The sequence below is a fragment of the Micromonospora sp. NBC_00860 genome, from assembly GCF_045207375.1.
Taxonomy (GTDB): domain Bacteria; phylum Actinomycetota; class Actinomycetes; order Mycobacteriales; family Micromonosporaceae; genus Micromonospora; species Micromonospora vinacea.
The window spans coordinates 3,558,211-3,578,717 of the sequence record NZ_CP108825.1 but is presented as its reverse complement, the minus strand read 5'-3'; the positions used below and the strand labels follow the sequence as shown (position 1 = coordinate 3,578,717).

The following is a 20,507-nucleotide window of genomic DNA, read 5'->3' as shown; positions in this document are numbered from 1 at the left end:
TGGCCCGCCGTGACAGACTGACCGCTGTGTTGCGCTGGCTGACTGCAGGTGAATCGCATGGTCCCGCCCTCGTCGCGATGATGGAGGGGGTGCCGGCCGGCATCGAGGTGACCACCACCGAGATCGCCGACGAGCTGGCCCGTCGGCGACTGGGCTACGGCCGGGGTGCCCGGATGTCGTTCGAGCGGGACGAGGTCGAGCTTCTCGGCGGCCTGCGGCACGGCGTGACACTGGGCAGCCCGGTGGCGATCCGGGTCGGCAACTCCGAGTGGCCGAAGTGGCAGACCGTGATGGCCGCCGACCCGGTCGACCCCGACGAGCTGGCCCGGCAGGCCCGTAACGCCCCGCTGACCCGCCCCCGGCCGGGCCACGCGGACCTGGCCGGCATGCAGAAGTACGGCCACACCGACGCCCGGCCCATCCTGGAACGCGCCAGCGCCCGGGAGACCGCCGCCCGGGTGGCCGTCGGCACCGTCGCCAAGGCGCTGATCCGCCAGGCGCTCGGCATCGAGATCGTCTCGCACGTCATCGAGCTGGGCCCGGTGGCCGCGAAGCCCGGGCTGCGTCCGACGCCGTCCGACGCCGCCCGGATCGACGCCGACCCGCTGCGCTGCCTCGACCCGGAGGCCAGCGCCCTGATGGTCGCCGAGGTCGATGCCGCGAAGAAGGCCGCCGACACCCTCGGCGGCGTGGTCGAGGTGCTGGCGTACGGGGTGCCACCGGGGCTGGGCAGCCACGTGCAGTGGGACCGCAAGCTCGACGCCCGGCTGGCCACCGCGCTGATGTCCATCCAGGCGATCAAGGGCGTGGAGATCGGCGACGGCTGGCAGCAGGCCCGGTCCCGCGGCTCCGAGGCGCACGACGAGATCATCCCGTCGGCCACCGGCGTCCGCCGGGTCACCGACCGGGCCGGCGGGCTGGAGGGTGGCATCACCACCGGTGAGCCGCTGCGGGTCCGCGCCGCGATGAAGCCGATCTCCTCGCTGAACCGGGCACTGGCCACGGTGGACGTCACCACCGGCGAGCCGGCCACCGCGATCAACCAGCGTTCCGACGTCTGCGCGGTGCCCGCCGCAGCGGTCGTCGCCGAGGCGATGGTGGCGCTGGTGCTCGCCGAGGCGGCCACCGAGAAGTTCGGTGGGGACTCGATCGCCGAGATCCGTCGCAACCTGGCCGGGTACCTCGACGCGCTGGTCATCCGCTGATGGCACCGGTCGTCGTGCTGGTCGGCGCGCCCGGCTGCGGCAAGACCACAGTGGGGCGGGCGCTCGCCGCCACCCTCGGCGTGGAGTTCCGCGACACCGACACCGACATCGAGCAGATGGCCGGGAAGCCGATCCCGGAGATCTTCATCGACGAGGGTGAGGCGCACTTCCGTACCTTGGAACGGGCTGCCGTGGCTGCGGCGCTGGCCGCCGGCACGGGTGTGCTCGCCCTCGGCGGCGGCGCGGTGCTGGCCGAGGAGACCCGGGCGGCCCTGATCGGGCACCGGGTGGTGCACCTCTCGGTCGAGTTGCCCGACGCGGTGCGGCGCGTCGGGCTCGGCGCCGGCCGGCCGCTGTTGGCGATCAACCCACGGGCCACCCTCAAGCACCTGATGGATCAGCGCCGGCCGCTCTACGCCGAGGTGGCCACCGAGACGGTGGTCACCGACGGCCGGGCCCCGGCGCAGGTCGTCGCCGAGATCGCCGCCCTGCTCCCGCGCTGACGCGGACACCCTGCCGCGCCGATCTTGCACTTGCTGTCCCGGCCTAAGGGGCATTCAGCGCATCTCGGCAACCGGAACTGCAAGATCGGCGCAGTGGTGTCCTCAGCTGCGGGCGATCAGGTCGAGGACGTCGGCCAGCGCCTTCGGCTCGCTGAGCATCGGCCAGTGCCCGGTGGGCAGTTCGTGCAGTTGGCCGTCGGCCAGGCCGGTGAAGAACGGATGCTCCTGTCGGATCATCTGTCGCACCACGTCCAGCGGGAAGGTACTGGCGACCAGCGCGGTCGGCACCGGGCGTCCACCGGTGCGTCGCACCGGGTCGGTGGCGGCCCGCAGCGGCTGCGGGGTGGTCCGGCTGCGCAGCAACGCGAGCGTGGGCTCGTCCAGGCCGGCCAGGTTGGTCGGGTCGGCGGCCGGGTCCCAGGCCGGCGGCGGCAGCAGGTGCCCGGTGCCGATCGCGGCGCGCAACCGCTGCTGCTCCTCCGGCGGCAGCGTGTCGAACTGCGCCGTGCCGTCCGGCAACGGCCCACTCTCCACGTAGACGACCCGGGCGATCCGGTCCGGGGCGCGGTCCGCCGCCTGGGCGGCCGGCATCCCGCCGCCGGAGTGTCCGACCAGCAGGACGTCGCGCAGGTCCTCGACCTCGAGCAGCCGGACGATGTCGGTGGTGTGCGTGTCGAGGCTGACCTCCGGCCCGGCGAGGTGGTCGCGTTCGGCCACCCCGGTCAGTGTCATCGGATGGACCTCGTGCCCCTGCGACCGCAGCGCGACGGTCACGTCCCGCCACGCCCAGGCACCCAGCCAGAATCCCGGTACCAGCACGAATGTCGCCATCTGTCGCTCCTTCTCTCGGTTACCGACAGACCGTACGATCGAATCCGGACAGGATCCGCCCGCTTTGAAGGAGTGGCCCGTGTCACATCCCGCGGGGCGGGTGCTGGCCCTGCTCGAACTGCTGCAGACCCGGCACCGGTCGACGGCCGCCGAACTCGCCGGCCAGCTCGGGGTGGACGAGCGGACCGTGCGCCGGTACGCGACCACGCTGGTCGAGCTGGGCATCCCCGTCACCGCAGACCGGGGCCGCTACGGCGGCTACCGGCTGCACTCCGGCTACAAACTGCCGCCGCTGATGCTCACCGACGACGAGGCGGTGGCCGTCCTGCTCGGCCTCGTCGTCGCCGAACGGGTCGGGCTGGCCACCGAGCAGCCCGCCACCGCCACCGCGCTGGCGAAGATCCGCCGGGTGCTGCCGGCGGCGCTCGCCGACCGGCTCGCCGCCGTCCAGGAGCACCTGGGCTTCACCCTGCGCCGCCCGGAGCCGGAGCGCGGACCGGCGTCGGGCACCCTGCTCGCGCTGGCCTCGGCCGCCCGGCACCGGCAGCGGGTGGCACTGGACTACCGCTCCTGGCGGGGCGAGCAGTCGCACCGCGAGCTCGACCCGTACGGGCTGGTCTTCCACGCCGGCCGTTGGTACGTCACCGGCCACGACCACCGGCGCGGGGAGGTCCGCAGCTTCCGACTGGACCGGATCGGCGCCGTGACGCCCGGCGTGGCGACGTTCACAGTGCCGGACGACTTCGAGGCGGTGGCCTGGGTGACCCGGTCGCTGGCCGGGGTGCCGTACACGCACGAGGTGGAGGTCGTGCTGGAGACCGACCTGGTCGCCGCCCGCCGCCGCATCCCGCCCAGCGTGGCCGAGTTGACCGCCACCACCGACGGGGTGCTGCTGCGGGCCCGGGCGGAGAGCCTGCCCGGGATGGCGGTGCTGCTCGCCGGGCTGGGCTGTCCGTTCACGGTGCGACATCCGGACGCGCTGCGCGCCGAGGTGGCCGAGCACGCCCGCCGGTTGGCGGAGTGGGCCACCCGGCCAGCAGGTGGACAGCCGCCGTCCCCGCGCCGCCCGCTGGACTAGGCTGCCGGCGATGGACGAGGTGACAGGGATTCCGGTCGGCGGCGAGCGGCCGTACGACGTCTTGGTGGGACGTGACCTGCTGGGCGCGCTGCCCGGCCTGCTGCCCGGGGCGACCCGGGCGGCGGTGCTGCACGCGCCTCCGCTCAAGGCCCTCGCGGACGCGCTCGGTGAGCGCCTGCGCGCCGCCGGCGTCGAGCCACTGCCGATCGAGGTGCCCGACGCCGAGTCGGGCAAACACATCGACGTGGCCTCCGCCTGCTGGGACCGACTCGGAGCGGCGGGCTTCACCCGTACCGACGCGGTGGTCGGAGTGGGCGGCGGCGCGGTGACCGACCTGGCCGGCTTCGTCGCGGCCTGCTGGTTGCGGGGGGTGCGCTGGGTGCCGGTGGCGACCTCGCTGCTGGGCATGGTCGACGCCGCGGTGGGCGGCAAGACGGGCATCAACACGGCCGCCGGCAAGAACCTGGTGGGCGCGTTCCACCCGCCGGTCGGGGTGCTGGCCGACCTGGCCACGCTGGACAGCCTGCCCGCTGTCGACCTGGCGGCCGGCCTGGCCGAGGTCGTCAAGTGCGGTTTCATCGCCGACCCGACGATCCTGGATCTCATCGAGAACGACCCGGAGGCCGCCACCGACCCCCGGGGGCCGGTCAGCCGGGAGCTGATCGAACGGGCGATCCGGGTGAAGGCCGACGTGGTCGCCGGCGACCTGCGCGAGTCGGGCCTGCGGGAGGTGCTCAACTACGGGCACACTCTGGCCCACGCCATCGAGCAGAACGAGGGTTACCGCTGGCGGCACGGCCACGCCGTCGCCGTCGGTCTGGTGTACGCGGCCGCCCTCGCCAGGCTCGCCGGGCGGCTGGACGCGCAAACCGCGGACCGGCACCGGGTCACGTTGAGCGCGCTGGGCCTGCCGGTGAGCTACCCGGCGGACGCCTGGCCGCAGTTGCTGGCCGCGATGCGGGTGGACAAGAAGACCCGGGGCAGTCGGTTGCGCTTCGTGGTGCTCGACGGGCTGGCCCGCCCGGCGATGCTGGAGGGCCCGGACGACGCGTTGCTGGAAGCCGCCTACCGCGAGGTGGCAACCCCATGAAGGTTCACGTCCTGAACGGGCCGAACCTGGGGCGGCTGGGCACCCGCGAGCCCGACGTGTACGGCGCGACCAGCTACGCCGACCTGGTGGCGCTCTGCGAGAGCACCGGTCGGGAGCTGGGGCTGGACGTCACGGTCCGGCAGACCGACGCGGAGCACGAGCTGCTCGGTTGGCTGCACGCGGCGGCCGACGAGGGCGCCGCCGTGGTGCTCAACCCGGCCGCCTGGTCGCACTACTCGTACGCGGTGCGGGACGCCTGCGCCATGCTGCGGGGGCCGCTGGTGGAGGTGCATATCTCCAACATCCACACCCGCGAGGAGTTCCGGCACCACTCGGTGGTGTCGGCGGTGGCGACCGGGGTGATCTGCGGTCTGGGCATCGACGGCTATCGTCTCGCTCTGCACCATCTGGCCACCCGCTGAGCGCCCGCCCCGAGCGGGGACCGGGCGATTCGACGCAGCTAGTAGACTCGTAGGGTCTGTCCGCCAATTGATGATCAAGGCAGGAAATGGCCTCCACCAACGACCTCAAAAACGGCCTGGTACTCAACCTGGACGGCGAGCTCTGGGCCGTCGTCGAGTTCCAGCACGTCAAGCCCGGTAAGGGTGGTGCCTTCGTGCGCACCACGCTGAAGAACGTGCTGTCCGGGAAGGTGGTCGACAAGACCTTCAACGCGGGCACCAAGGTCGAAACCGCGACCGTTGACAAGCGCACGATGCAGTACCTGTACGCCGACGGCGAGGACTTCGTCTTCATGGATCTGGAGACCTTCGACCAGATCACCGTGCCCGGTGGCACCGTCGGCGAGGCAGCCAACTACCTGCTGCCCGAGGCGGAGGCGACAGTCGCCCAGCACGAGGGTGTGCCGCTCTACATCGAGCTGCCCACCAGCGTCGTGCTGGAGGTCACCTACACCGAGCCGGGCCTGCAGGGCGACCGTTCGACCGGCGGCACCAAGCCGGCGACCGTGGAGACCGGTGCCACCGTGCCGGTTCCGCTGTTCATCACCACCGGCGAGAAGATCAAGGTCGACACCCGCGACGGCCGTTACCTCGGCCGCGCCTGATGGCTGAGGGTTCCAAGCAGCAGATGCCGGCGCGCCGCAAGGCGCGCAAGCGGGCGCTGGATGTCCTTTACGAGGCCGACCTACGGGACAAGCCTCCGGTGGAGGTGCTCGCCGGCTACGTGCAGCGGATCGAGCAGCCCCGACCGGAGCATCTGGGTTACGCGGTGGGCCTGGTCGAGGGTGTCGCCGAGCACCTCAACCGGATCGACGAGCTGATCGCCAGCTACGCCGAGGGTTGGACGCTGGAGCGGATGCCGGTCGTCGACCGGAATCTGGCCCGGATCGCCGTCTACGAGTTGCTCTACGTCGACGAGATCGACGACGCGGTGGCGATCAGCGAGGCAGTGGAGTTGGCCCGACAGATGTCGACCGACGATTCGCCGCGCTTCCTCAACGGGGTGCTCGGCCGGATCGCCGAGTACGCCACCCGCTGAGCGTCCCCACCGAACGCCGCAATCCGAAAGGGCCCGTGCCAGTCGGCACGGGCCCTTTCGGTGGAGCGGCAGATCAGGTGGAGCGGCAGATCAGGAGGCGAAGAACGCCCGGGGGTCGGCCACCAGCACGCCGTGCTCGGTGAGCCGCTCGATCAGACCCGACGGTGAGGCGTCGTAGACGATCGCGAGCGCCCGCAGGTCGTCGGCGCGGATGGAGAGCACCCGGCCGTTGTAGTCGCCGCGCTGCTGCTGGATGGCGCGGGCGTAGCGGGCGACGTAGGCCAGGTCCTCGGAGGCCTCGTCGTAGAGCCGCTCCAGGTCCAGGACAATCTTGCTGGTGGGCTCGTGACGGACGCCACTGCCGTCAGGCAGCAACTCCGAGACGGGTACGCGGTAGAACTCGGCCAACTCGGCCAGACGGGACACCGTCACGGCCCGGTCGCCACGCTCGTACGAGCCGACCACCACGGCCTTCCACCGCCCGTTCGACTTCTCCTCCACCCCCTGCAGGGAAAGACCCTGCTGCTGGCGGATGGAGCGCAGGCGGGCGCCCAGAGACTTGGCGTATTCAGAGGGCATTCGGACACTCCCAGTGCTGCTCGGGGTTCTCCCGTCGATCGCTACGGAGCGTGACGGTACGGGGAATGCGACACGTGGTCAAGTGGTCGTGACCCTACCGTTGGGGAGCGTCCGGGAAGTTATCCCCTTTTCCGGTACCTGATCCGGTGGTCAGCAGCCGCCGTCCATCACCCCGGTGACCACTGGTAACGTGGCGGAAGCCCCGGCCCAGGTCCGCTGAGCGGTCCGGCCGGAGGTGCCCGACATCCTTTAACGACCCGTCCCGTGAGGCGGGGAAGGAGGTCCGCCGTGGCATACCCACCGGCTGCCCGCTCGTCACCACCGCGACAACCCTCGGTGAAGGTGATCCTCGCCAGCGCCGACGTGCAACGCGTGGTCGACCGCATCGCCCACCAGATCCTGGAGAAGACCCAGGGCGCCGCCAACACGGTGCTGCTGGGGATTCCCACCCGGGGCACCCCCCTCGCCCGGCGGCTCGCCGACCGGATCAGCACCTTCGAGGACGTCGCCGTCCCGGTCGGTGTGCTCGACATCACCCTGTACCGCGACGACCTCCGTCGGCACGCCACCCGCGCGGTGGGCCCGACCGAGCTGCCGTCCGGCGGGATCGACGGCAAGCGGGTCATCCTCGTCGACGACGTCCTCTTCTCCGGCCGCACCGTCCGGGCCGCGCTCGACGCGCTCAACGACGTGGGCCGCCCGGCGTCGGTGCAGCTCGCCGTCCTGGTCGACAGGGGTCACCGGGAGCTGCCGATCCGCGCCGACTACGTCGGCAAGAACATTCCGACCTCGCTCGCCGAGAGCGTCAAGGTGACGCTCGCCGAGATCGACGGGACGGACGAGGTCAAGCTGTACGGGGGAACGGCCTCATGATCAAACATCTGCTCTCCGGCGGGGACCTGGACGCCGACACCGCCACCGAGATCCTGGACACCGCCGCCGAGATGGCCACCGTCGCCGGCCGGGAGATCAAGAAGCTTCCCGCGCTGCGGGGCCGGACCGTGGTGAACCTTTTCTACGAGGACTCCACGCGTACCCGGATCTCGTTCGAGGCGGCGGCGAAGCGGCTCAGCGCCGACGTGATCAACTTTTCCGCGAAGGGGTCCAGCGTCACCAAGGGTGAGAGCCTGAAGGACACCGCGTTGACCCTGCAGGCCATGGGCGCGGACGCCGTGGTCGTCCGACACCCCGCCTCCGGTGCGCCGCACCGCCTGGCCAACTGGGTGGACGGGTCGGTGGTCAACGCCGGTGACGGCACCCACGAGCACCCCACCCAGGCGCTGCTGGACGCGTACACGATGCGGGCCCGGCTGGGCCGGCTCGCCGGCCTGTCGGTAGCGGTGGTCGGGGACGTGCTGCACTCCCGGGTGGCCCGCTCCAACGTGCTGCTGCTCTCCACCCTCGGCGCCAAGGTCACCCTGGTCGGCCCGCCGACCCTCATCCCGGTCGACATCGCGGGCGCCCTCGCTCCCGGCACCGACGTCTCCTACGACCTCGACTCCGTCCTGCCGAACGTGGACGTGGTGATGATGCTGCGCGTGCAGCGGGAGCGGATGAACGACTCCTACTTCCCCTCCGCGCGCGAGTACGCCCGCCGCTACGGGCTGGACGGGCCGCGGATGCGCCGGCTGCCCGAGCACGCGATCATCATGCACCCCGGCCCGATGAACCGGGGGATGGAGATCACCCCCGAGGTCGCCGACTCACCCCGCTCCACCATCGTCGAACAGGTCACCAACGGGGTCTCCGTGCGGATGGCTGTCCTTTACCTGCTGCTCGGAGGGAACAACCGGTGACCGCGTACCTGATCACCAGCGTGAGTGTCGTCGGCGGCGCGCCGACCGACCTGCTGATCCGCGACGGCGTGATCGCCGCTGTCGGTCCCGGCCTCACCGCGCCGGACGCCACAGTCGTCGACGGCACCGGCCTGGTCGCCCTGCCGGGCCTCGTCGACCTGCACACGCACCTGCGCGAACCGGGTCGGGAGGACGCCGAGACCGTCGAGTCCGGTTCCCGGGCGGCGGCGCTCGGCGGCTACACGGCGGTCTGCGCGATGGCCAACACCTCCCCGGTGGCGGACACCGCAGGCGTGGTCGAGCAGGTCTGGCGGCTCGGCCGGGAGGCCAGCCTGGTCGACGTGCAGCCGATCGGCGCGGTCACCGTCGGGCTGGCCGGCGAGCGGCTGGCCGAGCTGGGCGCGATGGCCGACTCGGCGGCCCGGGTGCGGATCTTCTCCGACGACGGGCACTGCGTCGCCGACCCGAAGTTGATGCGCCGAGCCCTGGAGTACGTCAAGGCGTTCGACGGGATCATCGCCCAGCACGCCGAGGAGCCCCGGCTCACCGAGGGCGCCCAGATGCACGAGGGCGAGGTCTCCACCCGGCTCGGCCTGATCGGTTGGCCGGCGGTCGCCGAGGAGGCGATCATCGCCCGGGACGTGCTGCTCGCCGAGCACGTGGGCAGCCGACTGCACGTCTGCCACGTCTCCACCGCCGGCAGCGTCGAGGTGCTGCGCCAGGCAAAGGCACGCGGGGTACGCGTCACCGCCGAGGTGACCCCGCACCACCTGCTGCTCACCGACGAGCGTGCGGAGAGCTACGACCCGGTCTTCAAGGTGAACCCGCCGTTGCGCACCGCCTCCGACGTCACCGCGCTGCGCGCCGCCCTCGCCGACGGGGTGATCGACGTGATCGCCACCGACCACGCCCCGCACGCCGTGGAGGACAAGGAGTGTGAGTGGGCGTACGCCCGACCGGGGATGCTCGGTCTGGAGACGGCGCTCTCCATCGCGCTGGAGGTGCTCGGCCCCGAGTGGGACCTGATCGCCGAGCGGATGTCCCGCACCCCGGCCCGGATCGCCGGCCTCGCCGGGCACGGCGTCGACCCCGCGCCGGGTGTGCCGGCCAACCTGACCCTGATCGACCCGGCCGCCCGCCGCACCATCGAGCCGGCGGAGCTGGCCAGTCGCAGTCGCAACACCCCGTACGCCCGCATGACGCTGCCGGGTCGCATCGTGGCGACCTTCCTGCGTGGCGAGCCGACGGTCCTGGACGGAAAGGCAGTCAAGTGACCCGTAGACGTTCCGCAATCCTGGTGCTCGAGGACGGGCGCACGTTCCCCGGTGAGGCGTACGGCAGCGTCGGGGAGACCTTCGGCGAGGCGGTCTTCAACACCGGCATGACCGGCTACCAGGAGACCCTGACCGACCCGTCGTACCACCGTCAGGTGGTGGTGCAGACCGCGCCGCACATCGGCAACACCGGCGTCAACGGCGAGGACGACGAGTCCGGTCGGATCTGGGTGGCCGGCTACGTCGTGCGCGACCCGGCCCGGATCGGCTCGAACTGGCGGGCCACCGGTGGTCTCGAGGACCGCCTCGCCACCGAGGGCGTGGTGGGCATCAGCGGGGTGGACACCCGGGCGCTGACCCGGCACCTGCGCGAGCGGGGCGCCATGCGGGTGGGCATCTCCAGCGTCGACACCGACCCGCAGAGCCTGCTGGCCCGGGTCCGTCAGGCGCCGCAGATGGTCGGCGCGGACCTGTCCGCCGAGGTGAGCACCCCCGAGCCGTACGTCGTCGAGGCCCTGGGCGAGCACCGGTTCACAGTCGCCGCACTGGACCTGGGCATCAAGCGCAACGTGCCGCGGCGGCTAGCCACCCGCGGGGTGACCACCCACGTGCTGCCGGCGTCGTCGAGCATCGACCAGATGCTCGCCACCGGCGCCGACGCGATCTTCCTGTCGCCGGGCCCGGGCGACCCGGCCACCGCCGACGCCCCGGTGGAGCTGGCCCGGGAGGCGCTGCGGCGGGAGGTGCCGCTGTTCGGCATCTGCTTCGGCAGCCAGATCCTCGGTCGGGCGCTCGGCTTCGGCACCTACAAGCTGGGCTACGGCCACCGGGGGATCAACCAGCCGGTGCTCGACCGGGTCACCGGCAAGGTCGAGGTGACCAGCCACAACCACGGCTTCGCGGTCGAGGTGCCCGGTGTGGGCGCCGGCGCGGTCGTCCCCGACCAGGTGATCGACACCGACTTTGGTGGGGTGCGGGTGTCCCACGTCTGCCTCAATGACAACGTGGTCGAGGGGCTGCGGGCCGTGGACCTGCCCGCTTTCACCGTCCAGTACCACCCGGAGGCGGCGGCCGGCCCGCACGACGCGGACTACCTCTTCGACCGATTCGCTGATCTCATCGAGGGCCGGACCCACAGCAAGGGGCGCAGCAATGCCTAAGCGGACCGATCTCAAGCACATCCTCGTGATCGGCTCCGGGCCGATCGTCATCGGGCAGGCCTGCGAGTTCGACTACTCCGGCACCCAGGCGTGCCGGGTGCTGCGCAGTGAGGGGATCCGGGTCAGCCTGGTCAACTCCAACCCGGCGACGATCATGACGGACCCGGAGTTCGCCGACGCGACCTACGTCGAGCCGATCACCCCGGAGTTCGTGGAGCTGGTCATCGCCAAGGAGCGCCCGGACGCGATCCTCGCGACTCTCGGCGGGCAGACCGCGCTGAACACGGCCGTCGCCCTGCACGAGGCCGGCGTCCTGGAGAAGTACGGCGTGGAGCTGATCGGCGCGAACATCGACGCCATCAACCGGGGCGAGGACCGGCAGCTGTTCAAGGAGATCGTGGCGAAGGCCGGCGTACGGCTGGGTGTCGACGACCCGACCGGGCTGGTGCCCCGCTCGCGGGTCTGCCACTCGATGGACGAGGTCGAGGCGACCGTCGCCGAGTTGGGCCTGCCGGTGGTGATCCGGCCGTCGTTCACCATGGGCGGCCTGGGCTCCGGCATGGCGCACACCCCGGAGGACCTGGCCCGCATCGCCGGTGACGGCCTGTCCGCCAGCCCGGTGCACGAGGTGCTCATCGAGGAGAGCGTGCTCGGCTGGAAGGAGTACGAGCTCGAGCTGATGCGCGACCGGCACGACAACGTGGTGGTGGTCTGCTCCATCGAGAACATCGACCCGATGGGCGTGCACACCGGCGACAGCGTGACCGTGGCGCCGGCCATGACGCTCACCGACCGGGAGTACCAGCGCCTGCGTGACCTGGGCATCGCCGTACTGCGTGAGGTCGGGGTCGACACCGGCGGCTGCAACATCCAGTTCGCGGTCAACCCGGTCGACGGCCGGATCGTCGTGATCGAGATGAACCCCCGGGTGTCGCGCTCCTCCGCGCTGGCCTCCAAGGCGACGGGCTTCCCGATCGCGAAGATCGCCGCCAAGCTGGCCATCGGTTACACCCTCGACGAGATCCCCAACGACATCACCCTGAAGACCCCGGCGGCGTTCGAGCCGACCCTCGACTACGTGGTGGTGAAGATTCCCCGGTTCGCGTTCGAGAAGTTCCCCGGCGCGGACCCGGAGTTGACCACCACGATGAAGTCGGTGGGCGAGGCCATGAGCCTGGGGCGCAACTTCACCGAGGCGCTGAACAAGGCGATGCGCTCGATGGAGACCCGATCATCTGGTTTCTGGACCACTCCAGACCCGGCGGGCGTCACCCTGGCGGACACCCTCGCCGCGCTGCGGATCCCGCACGACGGCCGGTTGTACACGGTGGAGCGGGCGCTGCGCCTGGGCGCGTCGATCGCCGAGGTCGCCGAGGCGTCCGGTGGGATCGACCCGTGGTTCCTGGACCAGATCGCCGCGCTGATCGAGCTGCGCGACGAGATCGTCGACGCGCCGGTGCTCGACGCCGACCTGCTGCGCCGCGCCAAGCGGGCCGGTCTGTCCGACCGGCAGCTCGCCGCGCTGCGCCCGGAGCTGGCCGCCGAGGACGGCGTACGGACCCTGCGGCACCGCCTCGACGTGCGGCCGGTCTACAAGACGGTGGACACCTGCGCGGCCGAATTCGAGGCGACCACGCCGTACCACTACTCGACGTACGACCTGGAGACCGAGGTCGTGCCGTCGGACCGGCCGAAGGTGCTGATCCTGGGCTCCGGCCCGAACCGGATCGGGCAGGGCATCGAGTTCGACTACTCCTGCGTGCACGCGGTGCAGGCGTTGCGGACGGCCGGTTACGAGACCGTCATGGTCAACTGCAACCCGGAGACGGTTTCCACCGACTACGACACCGCCGACCGGCTGTACTTCGAGCCGCTGACCTTCGAGGACGTCCTGGAGGTCTGGCACGCCGAGGACTCGTCCGGCCGGGCGGCCGGCGGGCCGGGCGTGGTCGGAGTGGTCGTCCAGCTCGGCGGGCAGACCCCGCTGGGGCTGGCGCAGCGACTCAAGAACGCCGGCGTGCCGATCGTCGGCACCTCCCCGGAGTCGATCCACCTGGCCGAGGAGCGGGGCGCGTTCGGCGCGGTGCTGGCCCGCGCCGGGTTGCGCGCGCCGGCGCACGGCATGGCCACCTCGTACGACGAGGCCAAGACGATCGCCGACGAGATCGGCTACCCGGTGCTGGTCCGGCCGTCGTACGTGCTGGGCGGGCGGGGCATGGAGATCGTCTACGACGACCCGACGCTGCGCGACTACATCGGTCGGGCCACCGACATCTCCCCGGACCACCCGGTGCTGGTGGACCGGTTCCTCGACGACGCCATCGAGATCGACGTGGACGCGCTGTGCGACGCCGACGGTGAGGTCTACATCGGCGGCGTGATGGAGCACATCGAGGAGGCCGGCATCCACTCCGGCGACTCGTCCTGCGCGCTCCCGCCGATCACCCTGGCGGGCTCGCACCTGGTCGAGGTGCGCCGCTACACCGAGGCCATCGCCCGTGGCGTCGGCGTGCGCGGCCTGCTCAACGTGCAGTACGCCCTCAAGGACGACGTGCTCTACGTGCTGGAGGCCAACCCGCGGGCGTCGCGGACCGTCCCGTTCGTCTCCAAGGCCACGGCGGTGCCGCTGGCCAAGGCGGCGGCCCGGATCGCGCTCGGGGCGAGCATCGCCGAGCTGCGCGCCGAGGGCCTGTTGCCGGCGACGGGGGACGGGGGCACGATGCCCGCCGACGCTCCGGTCGCGGTCAAGGAGGCGGTGCTGCCGTTCAAGCGTTTCCGGACCCGCGCGGGCAAGGGGATCGACTCGCTGCTCGGGCCGGAGATGAAGTCGACCGGCGAGGTGATGGGCATCGACACCAACTTCGGGCACGCCTTCGCCAAGAGCCAGTCGGCCGCGTACGGGTCGCTGCCGACCGCCGGGAAGATCTTCGTCTCGGTGGCCAACCGGGACAAGCGTGGCATGATCTTCCCGATCAAGCGGCTGGCCGATCTGGGCTTCGAGATCGTCGCCACCGCCGGCACGGCCGAGGTGCTGCGCCGGCACGGCATCGCCTGCGAGCAGATCCGTAAGCACTACCAGGCCGGTGCGGGCGACGACGCGGTGTCGCTGATCGGCGGCGGCCACGTGGCGCTGGTGATCAACACGCCGCAGGGCTCGGGTGCCAGTGCCCGCTCCGACGGCTACGAGATCCGCAGCGCGGCCGTCACCGCGGACATCCCCTGCATCACCACGGTCCCCGGCGCCGCCGCGGCGGTGATGGGCATCGAGGCGCGGATCCGCGGCGACATGCAGGTCCGCCCCCTGCAGGACCTGCACGCCACCCTGCGGGCGGCCCAGTGACAGTGTTCGAGCAGGCGGTACGGCCGTGGTTGTTCCGGCTCGGTGGCGGCGACGCCGAGGCGGCGCACGAGTGGACACTGCGGCGGTTGGCGGCCCTGTCGCGGCGGCCGGCCGCGCTCGCCGCGCTGCGGGCCCGGTACGCGGTCGACGCGCCGCGCACCGTGTTCGGGGTGCGGTTCCCCAACCCGGTCGGGTTGGCCGCCGGCATGGACAAGGACGGGGCGGCGCTGCCGGCCTGGCCGGCGCTCGGCTTCGGTTTCGTGGAGGTCGGCACTGTCACCGCGCACGCCCAGCCGGGCAATCCCCGGCCGCGGCTGTTCCGGCTGCCGGCCAGCGAGGCGGTGGTCAACCGGATGGGCTTCAACAACGCCGGGGCCGCCGCGCTGGCCGCCCGGCTGGCGGCGTTGCCCCGCCCGCTCGGGGTGCCGCTGGGCATCTCGCTGGGCAAGTCCAAGGTGACCCCGCTGGACGAGGCGGTCGAGGACTACCTCGCCTCGTACCGGGCGCTGCGCGGGCACGGCGACTACTTCGCGGTGAACGTGTCCTCACCGAACACCCCGGGCCTGCGGTCGTTGCAGGATCGCGCCCACCTGGACGCGCTGCTCGGCGCGCTGGTGGGGGAGAAGCCGGTGCTGGTCAAGATCGCGCCGGACCTGACCGAGGCGGCGATCGCCGAGCTGCTGGAGGTCTGTGTGGCCCGGGGCGCCGCCGGGGTGATCGCCACCAACACCACGCTGTCCCGGGACGGGCTCGCCGGCGGTGACGTCGAGCGTGGCGCGCAGGCCGGTGGCCTCTCCGGCCGGCCGCTGACCGTGCGGGCCCGCGAGGTGGTCGCCTTCGTCCACCGGGAGACCGGCGGCCGGCTGCCGATCATCGGCGTCGGCGGGGTGCTGGACCCGGACGACGCGGCGCGGATGTTCGACGCCGGTGCCGCCCTGGTGCAGCTCTACACCGGCTTCATCTACCGGGGACCTGCCCTGGTCCGCGCCGCCGCCCGCGCGGCGGCCACCACGGCGGCATCGGACCCCGTCGCGGGCCGGTGACCGCCCGCGGTCCGGTGCCGGCCCGGCGCAACCGGGTGCCGAGCCCGGTCCGCGCCGAGGAGCCCACTCCCGCTGTTACCCCTTTGCTCTGCACCCGTGGATGCACCACCCGGAGCGCGGTGCCCGGCCACCGGGTGTCGCGTCCGCGGGTGCAGAGCAAAGGTCGCGGAAATAGAAGCGGCGGCGGCAGCGGGAGAGGCGGCGGCGGACAGGTTCGACCCGGCCGCAGGACGTCCGCCGTCCGGGCCGCTTCAGGCACGAAGGAGTACGCGTGACACCCGAGGAGATCCTGGCCGCCGACCGGGCGCACGTCTGGCACCCGTACGCCGCGCTGCCGCCGGCCAACCCGCCGTACGTGGTGCGCGGCGCCGAGGGGGTACGGCTGACCCTCGCCGACGGGCGGGAGTTGGTGGACGGGATGTCGTCCTGGTGGGCGGCGATCCACGGCTACCGGCACCCGGTGCTGGACGCGGCGGTGACCGACCAGCTCGGCCGGATGAGCCACGTGATGTTCGGCGGGCTCACCCACGAGCCGGCCGTGCGGCTGGCTCGGACGCTTGTCGAGCTGACCCCGGATGGCCTGGAGCACGTGTTCCTGGCCGATTCGGGCTCGGTGAGCGTCGAGGTGGCGGTGAAGATGTGCCTGCAGTACCAGCGGGCCGTCGGGCGGCCCCAGCGGCGCCGGCTGGCGACCTGGCGGGGTGGCTACCACGGCGACACGTTCCACCCGATGAGCGTCTGCGACCCGGAGGGCGGAATGCACCACCTCTGGGGCGACGTGCTGCCCCGGCAGGTGTTCGCCCCGGTGCCCCCGGGCGGCTTCAACGATCCGCCCGACGACGCGTACCTGGCGGCGCTGGTGGACACGGTCGAGCGGCACGCCGACGAACTGGCCGCCGTGATCGTCGAGCCCGTCGTCCAGGGCGCCGGTGGGATGCGCTTCCACCACCCGGGTTACCTGCGGGTGCTGCGCGAGGTGACCCGCGCGCACGGGATTCTGCTGATCTTCGACGAGATCGCCACCGGGTTCGGCCGTACCGGTGAGATGTTCGCCGCCGAGCACGCGGGGGTGACGCCGGACGTGCTGTGCGTGGGCAAGGCGCTGACCGGCGGGTACCTGACCCTCGCGGCGACCCTGTGCACCCCGGAGGTCGCCCGGGGCATCTCGGCGACCGGGGTGCTGGCGCACGGGCCCACGTTCATGGGCAACCCGCTGGCCTGCGCGGTGGCGAACGCCTCCATCGGGCTGCTGCGGGCCGGAGACTGGGCCGGACAGGTCGCCAGGGTCGGCGCCGGCCTGCGCGCCGGCCTGGAGCCCCTGCGCGGCACGCCGGGCGTGACCGACGTACGGGTGCTCGGCGCGATCGGCGTGGTCCAGCTCGATCACGAGGTCGACCTCGGCGCGGCGACCGCGGCAGCGGTCGAGCAGGGGGTGTGGCTGCGTCCGTTCCGCGACCTGATCTACACGATGCCGCCGTACGTCACCGACGACGCCGATCTGGCCCGGATCGCGACCGGGGTGGCGGCGGCGGTGGCGGCCGGCTGAGTCGGCCCGGTCACCGGGTCGACGGGTTATCCGGGCGGGGCGACCGCCCGGACGAGAAGAGGGGAACACTCCGATGGAGAGCTTCGGTACCCGGCTGCACCGGGCGATCACCGAGCGGGGCCCACTGTGTGTGGGCATCGACCCGCATCCCGGTCTGCTGGCCCAGTGGGGCCTCCCGGACGACGTTGAGGGGCTCGACCGGTTCAGCCGGACCGTCGTGGAAGCCCTCGGTGACCGGGTTGCGGTAGTCAAGCCTCAGTCGGCCTTTTTCGAGCGGTTCGGGTCCCGAGGTGTGGCGATTCTTGAGTCAACTATCCGACAGTTACGAGATGCCGGCTCGCTCGTTCTGCTCGACGTCAAGCGCGGCGACATCGGCTCGACGGTGAGCGCGTACGCCGCGGCGTACCTTGATCCATCCAGCCCCGTGTATGTCGACGCGGTCACCGCGAGCCCCTACCTCGGGGTCGGTTCGCTGGCGCCGATGTTCGAGCTGGCCGCCGAGCACGGCGGCGGGGTGTTCGTGCTGGCCCTCACCTCCAACCCCGAGGGCGCTGCCGTGCAGCGGGCCGTCACGGCCGACGGCCGCACCGTGGCGCAGACCGTGATCGACGAGATTTCCCAGCTCAACCGGGGTGCGACCCCGCTGGGGAGCTTCGGTCTGGTGGTCGGCGCGACCATCGGTGACACCGGTCACGACCTCTCCGGTGTGGGGGGCCCACTGCTCGCTCCGGGGCTCGGCGCGCAGGGTGCCGGCGCAGCCGATCTGCGTACCGTCTTCGGTTCGAGTCTCGCCTCGGTGCTCCCGTCGTACTCCCGGGAAGTGCTCTCGGCGGGCCCCGATGTGGCCGCGCTGCGGGCCGCCGCGGACCGCGTTCTGGTCGACTGCCGGGCCGTCCTGCCTGCCCGGTGACTGACTGACGGGTCGGTCACTCTACGGTGATCATGCGGCCCCCACGTTGCCGAAAGCGTCGTTGGCCGCTAGTTTTCCCCGCGCTGGGAACCATGGACCCCTTGGTTCACAGCGACACCACGTTTCACAGATGCGGCGGTGCGCCCCGCCCGCCGCGATAGGGACCTGAGGAGAACTGGTGCCGCTCCCGTCACTGACCCCCGAACAACGCGCTGCCGCGCTCGAGAAGGCCGCGGAGATCCGCAAGGCCCGTGCTCAGCTGAAGGAGCAGCTCAAGCAGGGCAAGACCACCCTCGGTGCCGTCCTCGAGCGGGCCGAGAGCGACGACGTCGTTGGCAAGCTCAAGGTGTCGGCCGTCCTGCAGGCCATGCCGGGCATCGGCAAGATCCGGGCTACCCAGATCATGGAGAAGCTCAAGATCGCCGACAGCCGTCGCCTGCGTGGCCTCGGCGAGCAGCAGCGCAAGGCACTGCTTGGAGAGTTCGCCGCCAACTGAACCTGGCAGCGTGTAGAAACAAGCAGTGAGCACGGATGACGAGGCGCGCCCGGCGGCTCGGCTCACTGTCCTGGCTGGACCTTCGGGTTCCGGCAGGGAGAGTGTCGTCGAGCTTGTCCGGGCGCGTTCTCCGTCCGTGTGGATCCCGGTCGCGGCGACCACCAGGCCGCGCCGGGAAACGGAGATCGACGGGGTGGACCGCGTCTTCCTCGCCCCCGCCGAGTTCGATCGTTGGATCGCCGACGGCGAGCTGCTGGAGTGGTCCCGGATCGGGCCGCACCGCCGCGGCACCCCGTACCCACCGCTGCGCGCCCGGCTCGACGCCGGGCAGCCGGTGCTGCTCCCGCTCGACCTGCGCGGCGTCCCCCTGGTCCGCGCGCGTCTGCCCGATGCCCGACTGGTACTGCTGAGCCCACCCGGGTACGCCCCCGGCGCAACGGTGGCCGCCGCCGTCGAGCACACGCTCACCCACGACCACACCGAACGGGTGGTCGACGAGCTGGTAGGCTTACTCGGTTCTTCTTATCCGGATCCGGCCTGGTCGCGCGTGCGTGGCTGACGGTCGGCCGCCGTTGAGACTCAGCACCGCGTCCGCGCGGCTCGAAAGACGCAGAGGTTAATTCGTGGGATCCATCGCCAACCCCGAAGGCATCACCAACCCGCCGATCGACGAGCTCCTCGAGAAGACGACGTCGAAGTACGCGCTGGTCATCTTCGCCGCCAAGCGCGCGCGCCAGGTCAACGCCTACTACAGCCAGCTCGGTGAGGGTCTGCTGGAGTACGTCGGCCCGCTCGTCGAGACCACCCCGCAGGAGAAGCCCCTCTCGATCGCCATGCGCGAGATCAACTCGGGCCTGCTCACCGCCGAGCCGACCGACCAGCCGTAAGCCCCCGCTGGCCGATGTCCGCCTCGATCGTCCTCGGGGTCGGTGGCGGCATCGCCGCCTACAAGGCGTGCGAGCTGCTGCGACTCTTCACCGAATCGGGTCACCGGGTTCGGGTCGTGCCAACCGCGTCGGCGCTCCGCTTCGTTGGAGCGCCGACCTGGGCCGCGCTCTCCGGTCAACCGGTCGCCGACGACGTCTGGACCGACGTCCACGAGGTGCCGCACGTCCGGCTCGGTAAGCAGGCCGACCTGGTGGTGGTCGCGCCGACCACCACCGACCTGCTCGCCAAGGCCGCGCACGGCCTCGCGGACGACCTGCTGACCAACACCCTGCTGACCGCCCGCTGCCCGGTCCTGCTGGCCCCGGCCATGCACACCGAGATGTGGGAGCACCCCGCCACCGTGGCCAACGTCGCCACGCTGCGCTCCCGCGGTGTGCGGGTCATCGAGCCGGCCGTCGGTCGACTCACCGGCGCCGACACCGGCAAGGGCCGGCTACCCGACCCCGCGGAGATCTTCGCCGTCGCCGGCCGGCTCCTGGCCCGCGGCGACTCCGCCCCGGCCGACCTGGCCGGCCGCCGGGTGGTCATCACCGCCGGTGGCACCCGCGAGCCCCTGGACCCGGTCCGTTTCCTGGGTAACCGCTCGTCGGGCAAGCAGGGGTACGCGTTCGCCCGCGCGGCGGTCGCCCGGGGCGCCCGGGTGACAGTGATCGCGGCCAACGTCGGCCTCGCCGACCCGGCCGGTGTCGACCTGATCCGGGTGGGCACCACCGCCGAGCTGCGGGAGGCGACCGTCAAGGCCGCCGTCGAGGCCGATGCGGTGGTGATGGCGGCGGCTCCGGCCGATTTCCGGCCCGCGACGTACGCGCCTGGCAAAATCAAGAAGTCGGACGACGGCGTCGCGCCCACCATCGAGCTCGTCACGAACCCGGACATCGCGGCGGAGCTCGGCCGGCGCAAACGAGCAGAGCAGGTGCTGGTGGTGTTCGCCGCCGAGACCGGCGATGCAGAGGCCAACGGCCGGGCGAAGCTCGCCCGGAAGCGGGCCGACCTGATCGTGGTCAACGAGGTCGGCCCGGACCTGGTCTTCGGCGCCGACACCAACACGGTGACGGTCATCGGCGCGGACGGTTCGGTCAGCCGATTGCCCGAGCAGGCCAAGGAAGATGTGGCCGACGCCGTCTGGGATCTCGTCGTGGCGCGGCTCCCCGGCCGTTCCTGACGGGTGGACAGGGCGTGACCGATCCCGACACCGGCCGCAGTGGTGA

At 71.9% G+C, this 20,507-nt stretch carries 21 protein-coding genes; 19 read left to right on the top strand and 2 right to left on the bottom strand.

Annotated features, from left to right (window positions below; genetic code table 11):
* Positions 1-26: 26 nt before the first annotated feature.
* Positions 27-1,205, top strand: coding sequence for a chorismate synthase (gene aroC / locus OH804_RS16385; protein ID WP_196922311.1), 1,179 nt, complete (start codon positions 27-29; stop codon positions 1,203-1,205).
* Positions 1,205-1,708, top strand: a complete 504-nt coding sequence (locus OH804_RS16380; protein WP_406066221.1) for a shikimate kinase — start codon at positions 1,205-1,207, stop codon at positions 1,706-1,708. Before aroC ends, OH804_RS16380 begins: the two co-directional genes overlap by 1 nt.
* A 102-nt stretch (positions 1,709-1,810) precedes the next feature.
* Here OH804_RS16380 and OH804_RS16375 read toward each other — a convergent pair whose 3' ends face one another.
* Entirely contained in the window at positions 1,811-2,539 is a 729-nt protein-coding gene (locus OH804_RS16375) for an alpha/beta fold hydrolase (RefSeq protein WP_406066219.1), read from the bottom strand.
* A gap of 79 nt (positions 2,540-2,618) precedes the next feature.
* Here OH804_RS16375 and OH804_RS16370 point away from each other — a divergent pair, with 79 nt between their 5' ends.
* The 5 genes from OH804_RS16370 to nusB all read left to right on the top strand — a co-directional run bounded on the left by OH804_RS16370 (position 2,619) and on the right by nusB (position 6,207).
* Entirely contained in the window at positions 2,619-3,617 is a 999-nt protein-coding gene (locus OH804_RS16370) for a helix-turn-helix transcriptional regulator (RefSeq protein WP_406066217.1), read from the top strand.
* 10 nt (positions 3,618-3,627) lie between these two features.
* Positions 3,628-4,707, top strand: a complete 1,080-nt coding sequence (gene aroB, locus OH804_RS16365; protein WP_406066215.1) for a 3-dehydroquinate synthase — start codon at positions 3,628-3,630, stop codon at positions 4,705-4,707.
* Positions 4,704-5,129 (top strand): type II 3-dehydroquinate dehydratase, encoded by a 426-nt coding sequence (gene aroQ, locus OH804_RS16360; protein WP_196922316.1) that lies wholly within the window; start codon positions 4,704-4,706, stop codon positions 5,127-5,129. Before aroB ends, aroQ begins: the two co-directional genes overlap by 4 nt.
* 86 nt (positions 5,130-5,215) lie before the next feature.
* Complete coding sequence (gene efp, locus OH804_RS16355; protein WP_007458344.1) at positions 5,216-5,773, top strand: elongation factor P; 558 nt, start codon at positions 5,216-5,218, stop codon at positions 5,771-5,773.
* Positions 5,774-5,796: 23 nt separating this feature from the next.
* Complete coding sequence (gene nusB, locus OH804_RS16350) at positions 5,797-6,207, top strand: transcription antitermination factor NusB (protein ID WP_184188983.1); 411 nt, start codon at positions 5,797-5,799, stop codon at positions 6,205-6,207.
* Positions 6,208-6,297: 90 nt separating this feature from the next.
* On the opposite strand, the gene OH804_RS16345 is transcribed toward nusB, so the two are convergent.
* A complete protein-coding gene (locus tag OH804_RS16345) occupies positions 6,298-6,786 on the bottom strand; it encodes a transcriptional regulator (RefSeq protein WP_007458348.1) in 489 nt (162 codons plus the stop codon).
* Between the two features lie 288 nt (positions 6,787-7,074).
* On the opposite strand from OH804_RS16345, the gene pyrR reads away from it, so the two are divergent.
* From pyrR to coaBC, 12 genes are all read left to right on the top strand, one after another.
* On the top strand, positions 7,075-7,659 hold the full coding sequence (pyrR, locus tag OH804_RS16340; protein ID WP_196922317.1) for a bifunctional pyr operon transcriptional regulator/uracil phosphoribosyltransferase PyrR: 585 nt from the start codon (positions 7,075-7,077) through the stop codon (positions 7,657-7,659).
* Positions 7,656-8,582, top strand: coding sequence for an aspartate carbamoyltransferase catalytic subunit (locus OH804_RS16335; protein WP_406066211.1), 927 nt, complete (start codon positions 7,656-7,658; stop codon positions 8,580-8,582). The genes pyrR and OH804_RS16335 overlap by 4 nt, the downstream gene beginning before the upstream one ends.
* A complete protein-coding gene (locus tag OH804_RS16330; protein ID WP_406066209.1) occupies positions 8,579-9,856 on the top strand; it encodes a dihydroorotase in 1,278 nt (425 codons plus the stop codon). The genes OH804_RS16335 and OH804_RS16330 overlap by 4 nt, the downstream gene beginning before the upstream one ends.
* Positions 9,853-11,016 carry a glutamine-hydrolyzing carbamoyl-phosphate synthase small subunit gene (gene carA / locus OH804_RS16325; RefSeq protein WP_196922319.1) on the top strand — a complete coding sequence of 388 codons (1,164 nt, stop codon included), beginning with the start codon at positions 9,853-9,855 and terminating at the stop codon, positions 11,014-11,016. Before OH804_RS16330 ends, carA begins: the two co-directional genes overlap by 4 nt.
* Positions 11,009-14,356, top strand: coding sequence for a carbamoyl-phosphate synthase large subunit (gene carB, locus OH804_RS16320; protein WP_406066207.1), 3,348 nt, complete (start codon positions 11,009-11,011; stop codon positions 14,354-14,356). Before carA ends, carB begins: the two co-directional genes overlap by 8 nt.
* Positions 14,353-15,399, top strand: a complete 1,047-nt coding sequence (locus OH804_RS16315) for a quinone-dependent dihydroorotate dehydrogenase (protein WP_196922321.1) — start codon at positions 14,353-14,355, stop codon at positions 15,397-15,399. The genes carB and OH804_RS16315 overlap by 4 nt, the downstream gene beginning before the upstream one ends.
* Positions 15,400-15,670: 271 nt before the next feature.
* Positions 15,671-16,945: an adenosylmethionine--8-amino-7-oxononanoate transaminase gene (locus OH804_RS16310; protein WP_406066204.1), complete on the top strand. Its 1,275-nt coding sequence runs from the start codon at positions 15,671-15,673 to the stop codon at positions 16,943-16,945.
* 73 nt (positions 16,946-17,018) lie between these two features.
* Positions 17,019-17,855: an orotidine-5'-phosphate decarboxylase gene (pyrF, locus tag OH804_RS16305; RefSeq protein WP_406066202.1), complete on the top strand. Its 837-nt coding sequence runs from the start codon at positions 17,019-17,021 to the stop codon at positions 17,853-17,855.
* Positions 17,856-18,033: 178 nt separating this feature from the next.
* The gene (gene mihF / locus OH804_RS16300) at positions 18,034-18,351 is read left to right on the top strand and encodes an integration host factor, actinobacterial type (protein WP_030335662.1); all 318 of its coding nucleotides are present in this window, start codon (positions 18,034-18,036) and stop codon (positions 18,349-18,351) included.
* A gap of 25 nt (positions 18,352-18,376) precedes the next feature.
* Positions 18,377-18,910: a guanylate kinase gene (locus OH804_RS16295; protein ID WP_406066200.1), complete on the top strand. Its 534-nt coding sequence runs from the start codon at positions 18,377-18,379 to the stop codon at positions 18,908-18,910.
* Positions 18,911-18,974: 64 nt separating this feature from the next.
* Complete coding sequence (gene rpoZ, locus OH804_RS16290; protein WP_030335666.1) at positions 18,975-19,238, top strand: DNA-directed RNA polymerase subunit omega; 264 nt, start codon at positions 18,975-18,977, stop codon at positions 19,236-19,238.
* Positions 19,239-19,252: 14 nt separating this feature from the next.
* Positions 19,253-20,461 (top strand): bifunctional phosphopantothenoylcysteine decarboxylase/phosphopantothenate--cysteine ligase CoaBC, encoded by a 1,209-nt coding sequence (gene coaBC, locus OH804_RS16285; protein ID WP_406066197.1) that lies wholly within the window; start codon positions 19,253-19,255, stop codon positions 20,459-20,461.
* Positions 20,462-20,507 lie beyond the last annotated feature (46 nt).

Coding starts and splice junctions, on each gene's coding strand:
- OH804_RS16380 (WP_406066221.1), top strand. CDS start 1,205: ATGGCACCGGTCGTCGTGCTGGTCGGCGCGCCCGGCTGCGGCAAGACC.
- OH804_RS16375 (WP_406066219.1), bottom strand. CDS start 2,539: ATGGCGACATTCGTGCTGGTACCGGGATTCTGGCTGGGTGCCTGGGCG.
- aroB (WP_406066215.1), top strand. CDS start 3,628: ATGGACGAGGTGACAGGGATTCCGGTCGGCGGCGAGCGGCCGTACGAC.
- aroQ (WP_196922316.1), top strand. CDS start 4,704: ATGAAGGTTCACGTCCTGAACGGGCCGAACCTGGGGCGGCTGGGCACC.
- efp (WP_007458344.1), top strand. CDS start 5,216: ATGGCCTCCACCAACGACCTCAAAAACGGCCTGGTACTCAACCTGGAC.
- nusB (WP_184188983.1), top strand. CDS start 5,797: ATGCCGGCGCGCCGCAAGGCGCGCAAGCGGGCGCTGGATGTCCTTTAC.
- OH804_RS16345 (WP_007458348.1), bottom strand. CDS start 6,786: ATGCCCTCTGAATACGCCAAGTCTCTGGGCGCCCGCCTGCGCTCCATC.
- OH804_RS16335 (WP_406066211.1), top strand. CDS start 7,656: ATGATCAAACATCTGCTCTCCGGCGGGGACCTGGACGCCGACACCGCC.
- carB (WP_406066207.1), top strand. CDS start 11,009: ATGCCTAAGCGGACCGATCTCAAGCACATCCTCGTGATCGGCTCCGGG.
- pyrF (WP_406066202.1), top strand. CDS start 17,019: ATGGAGAGCTTCGGTACCCGGCTGCACCGGGCGATCACCGAGCGGGGC.
- coaBC (WP_406066197.1), top strand. CDS start 19,253: ATGTCCGCCTCGATCGTCCTCGGGGTCGGTGGCGGCATCGCCGCCTAC.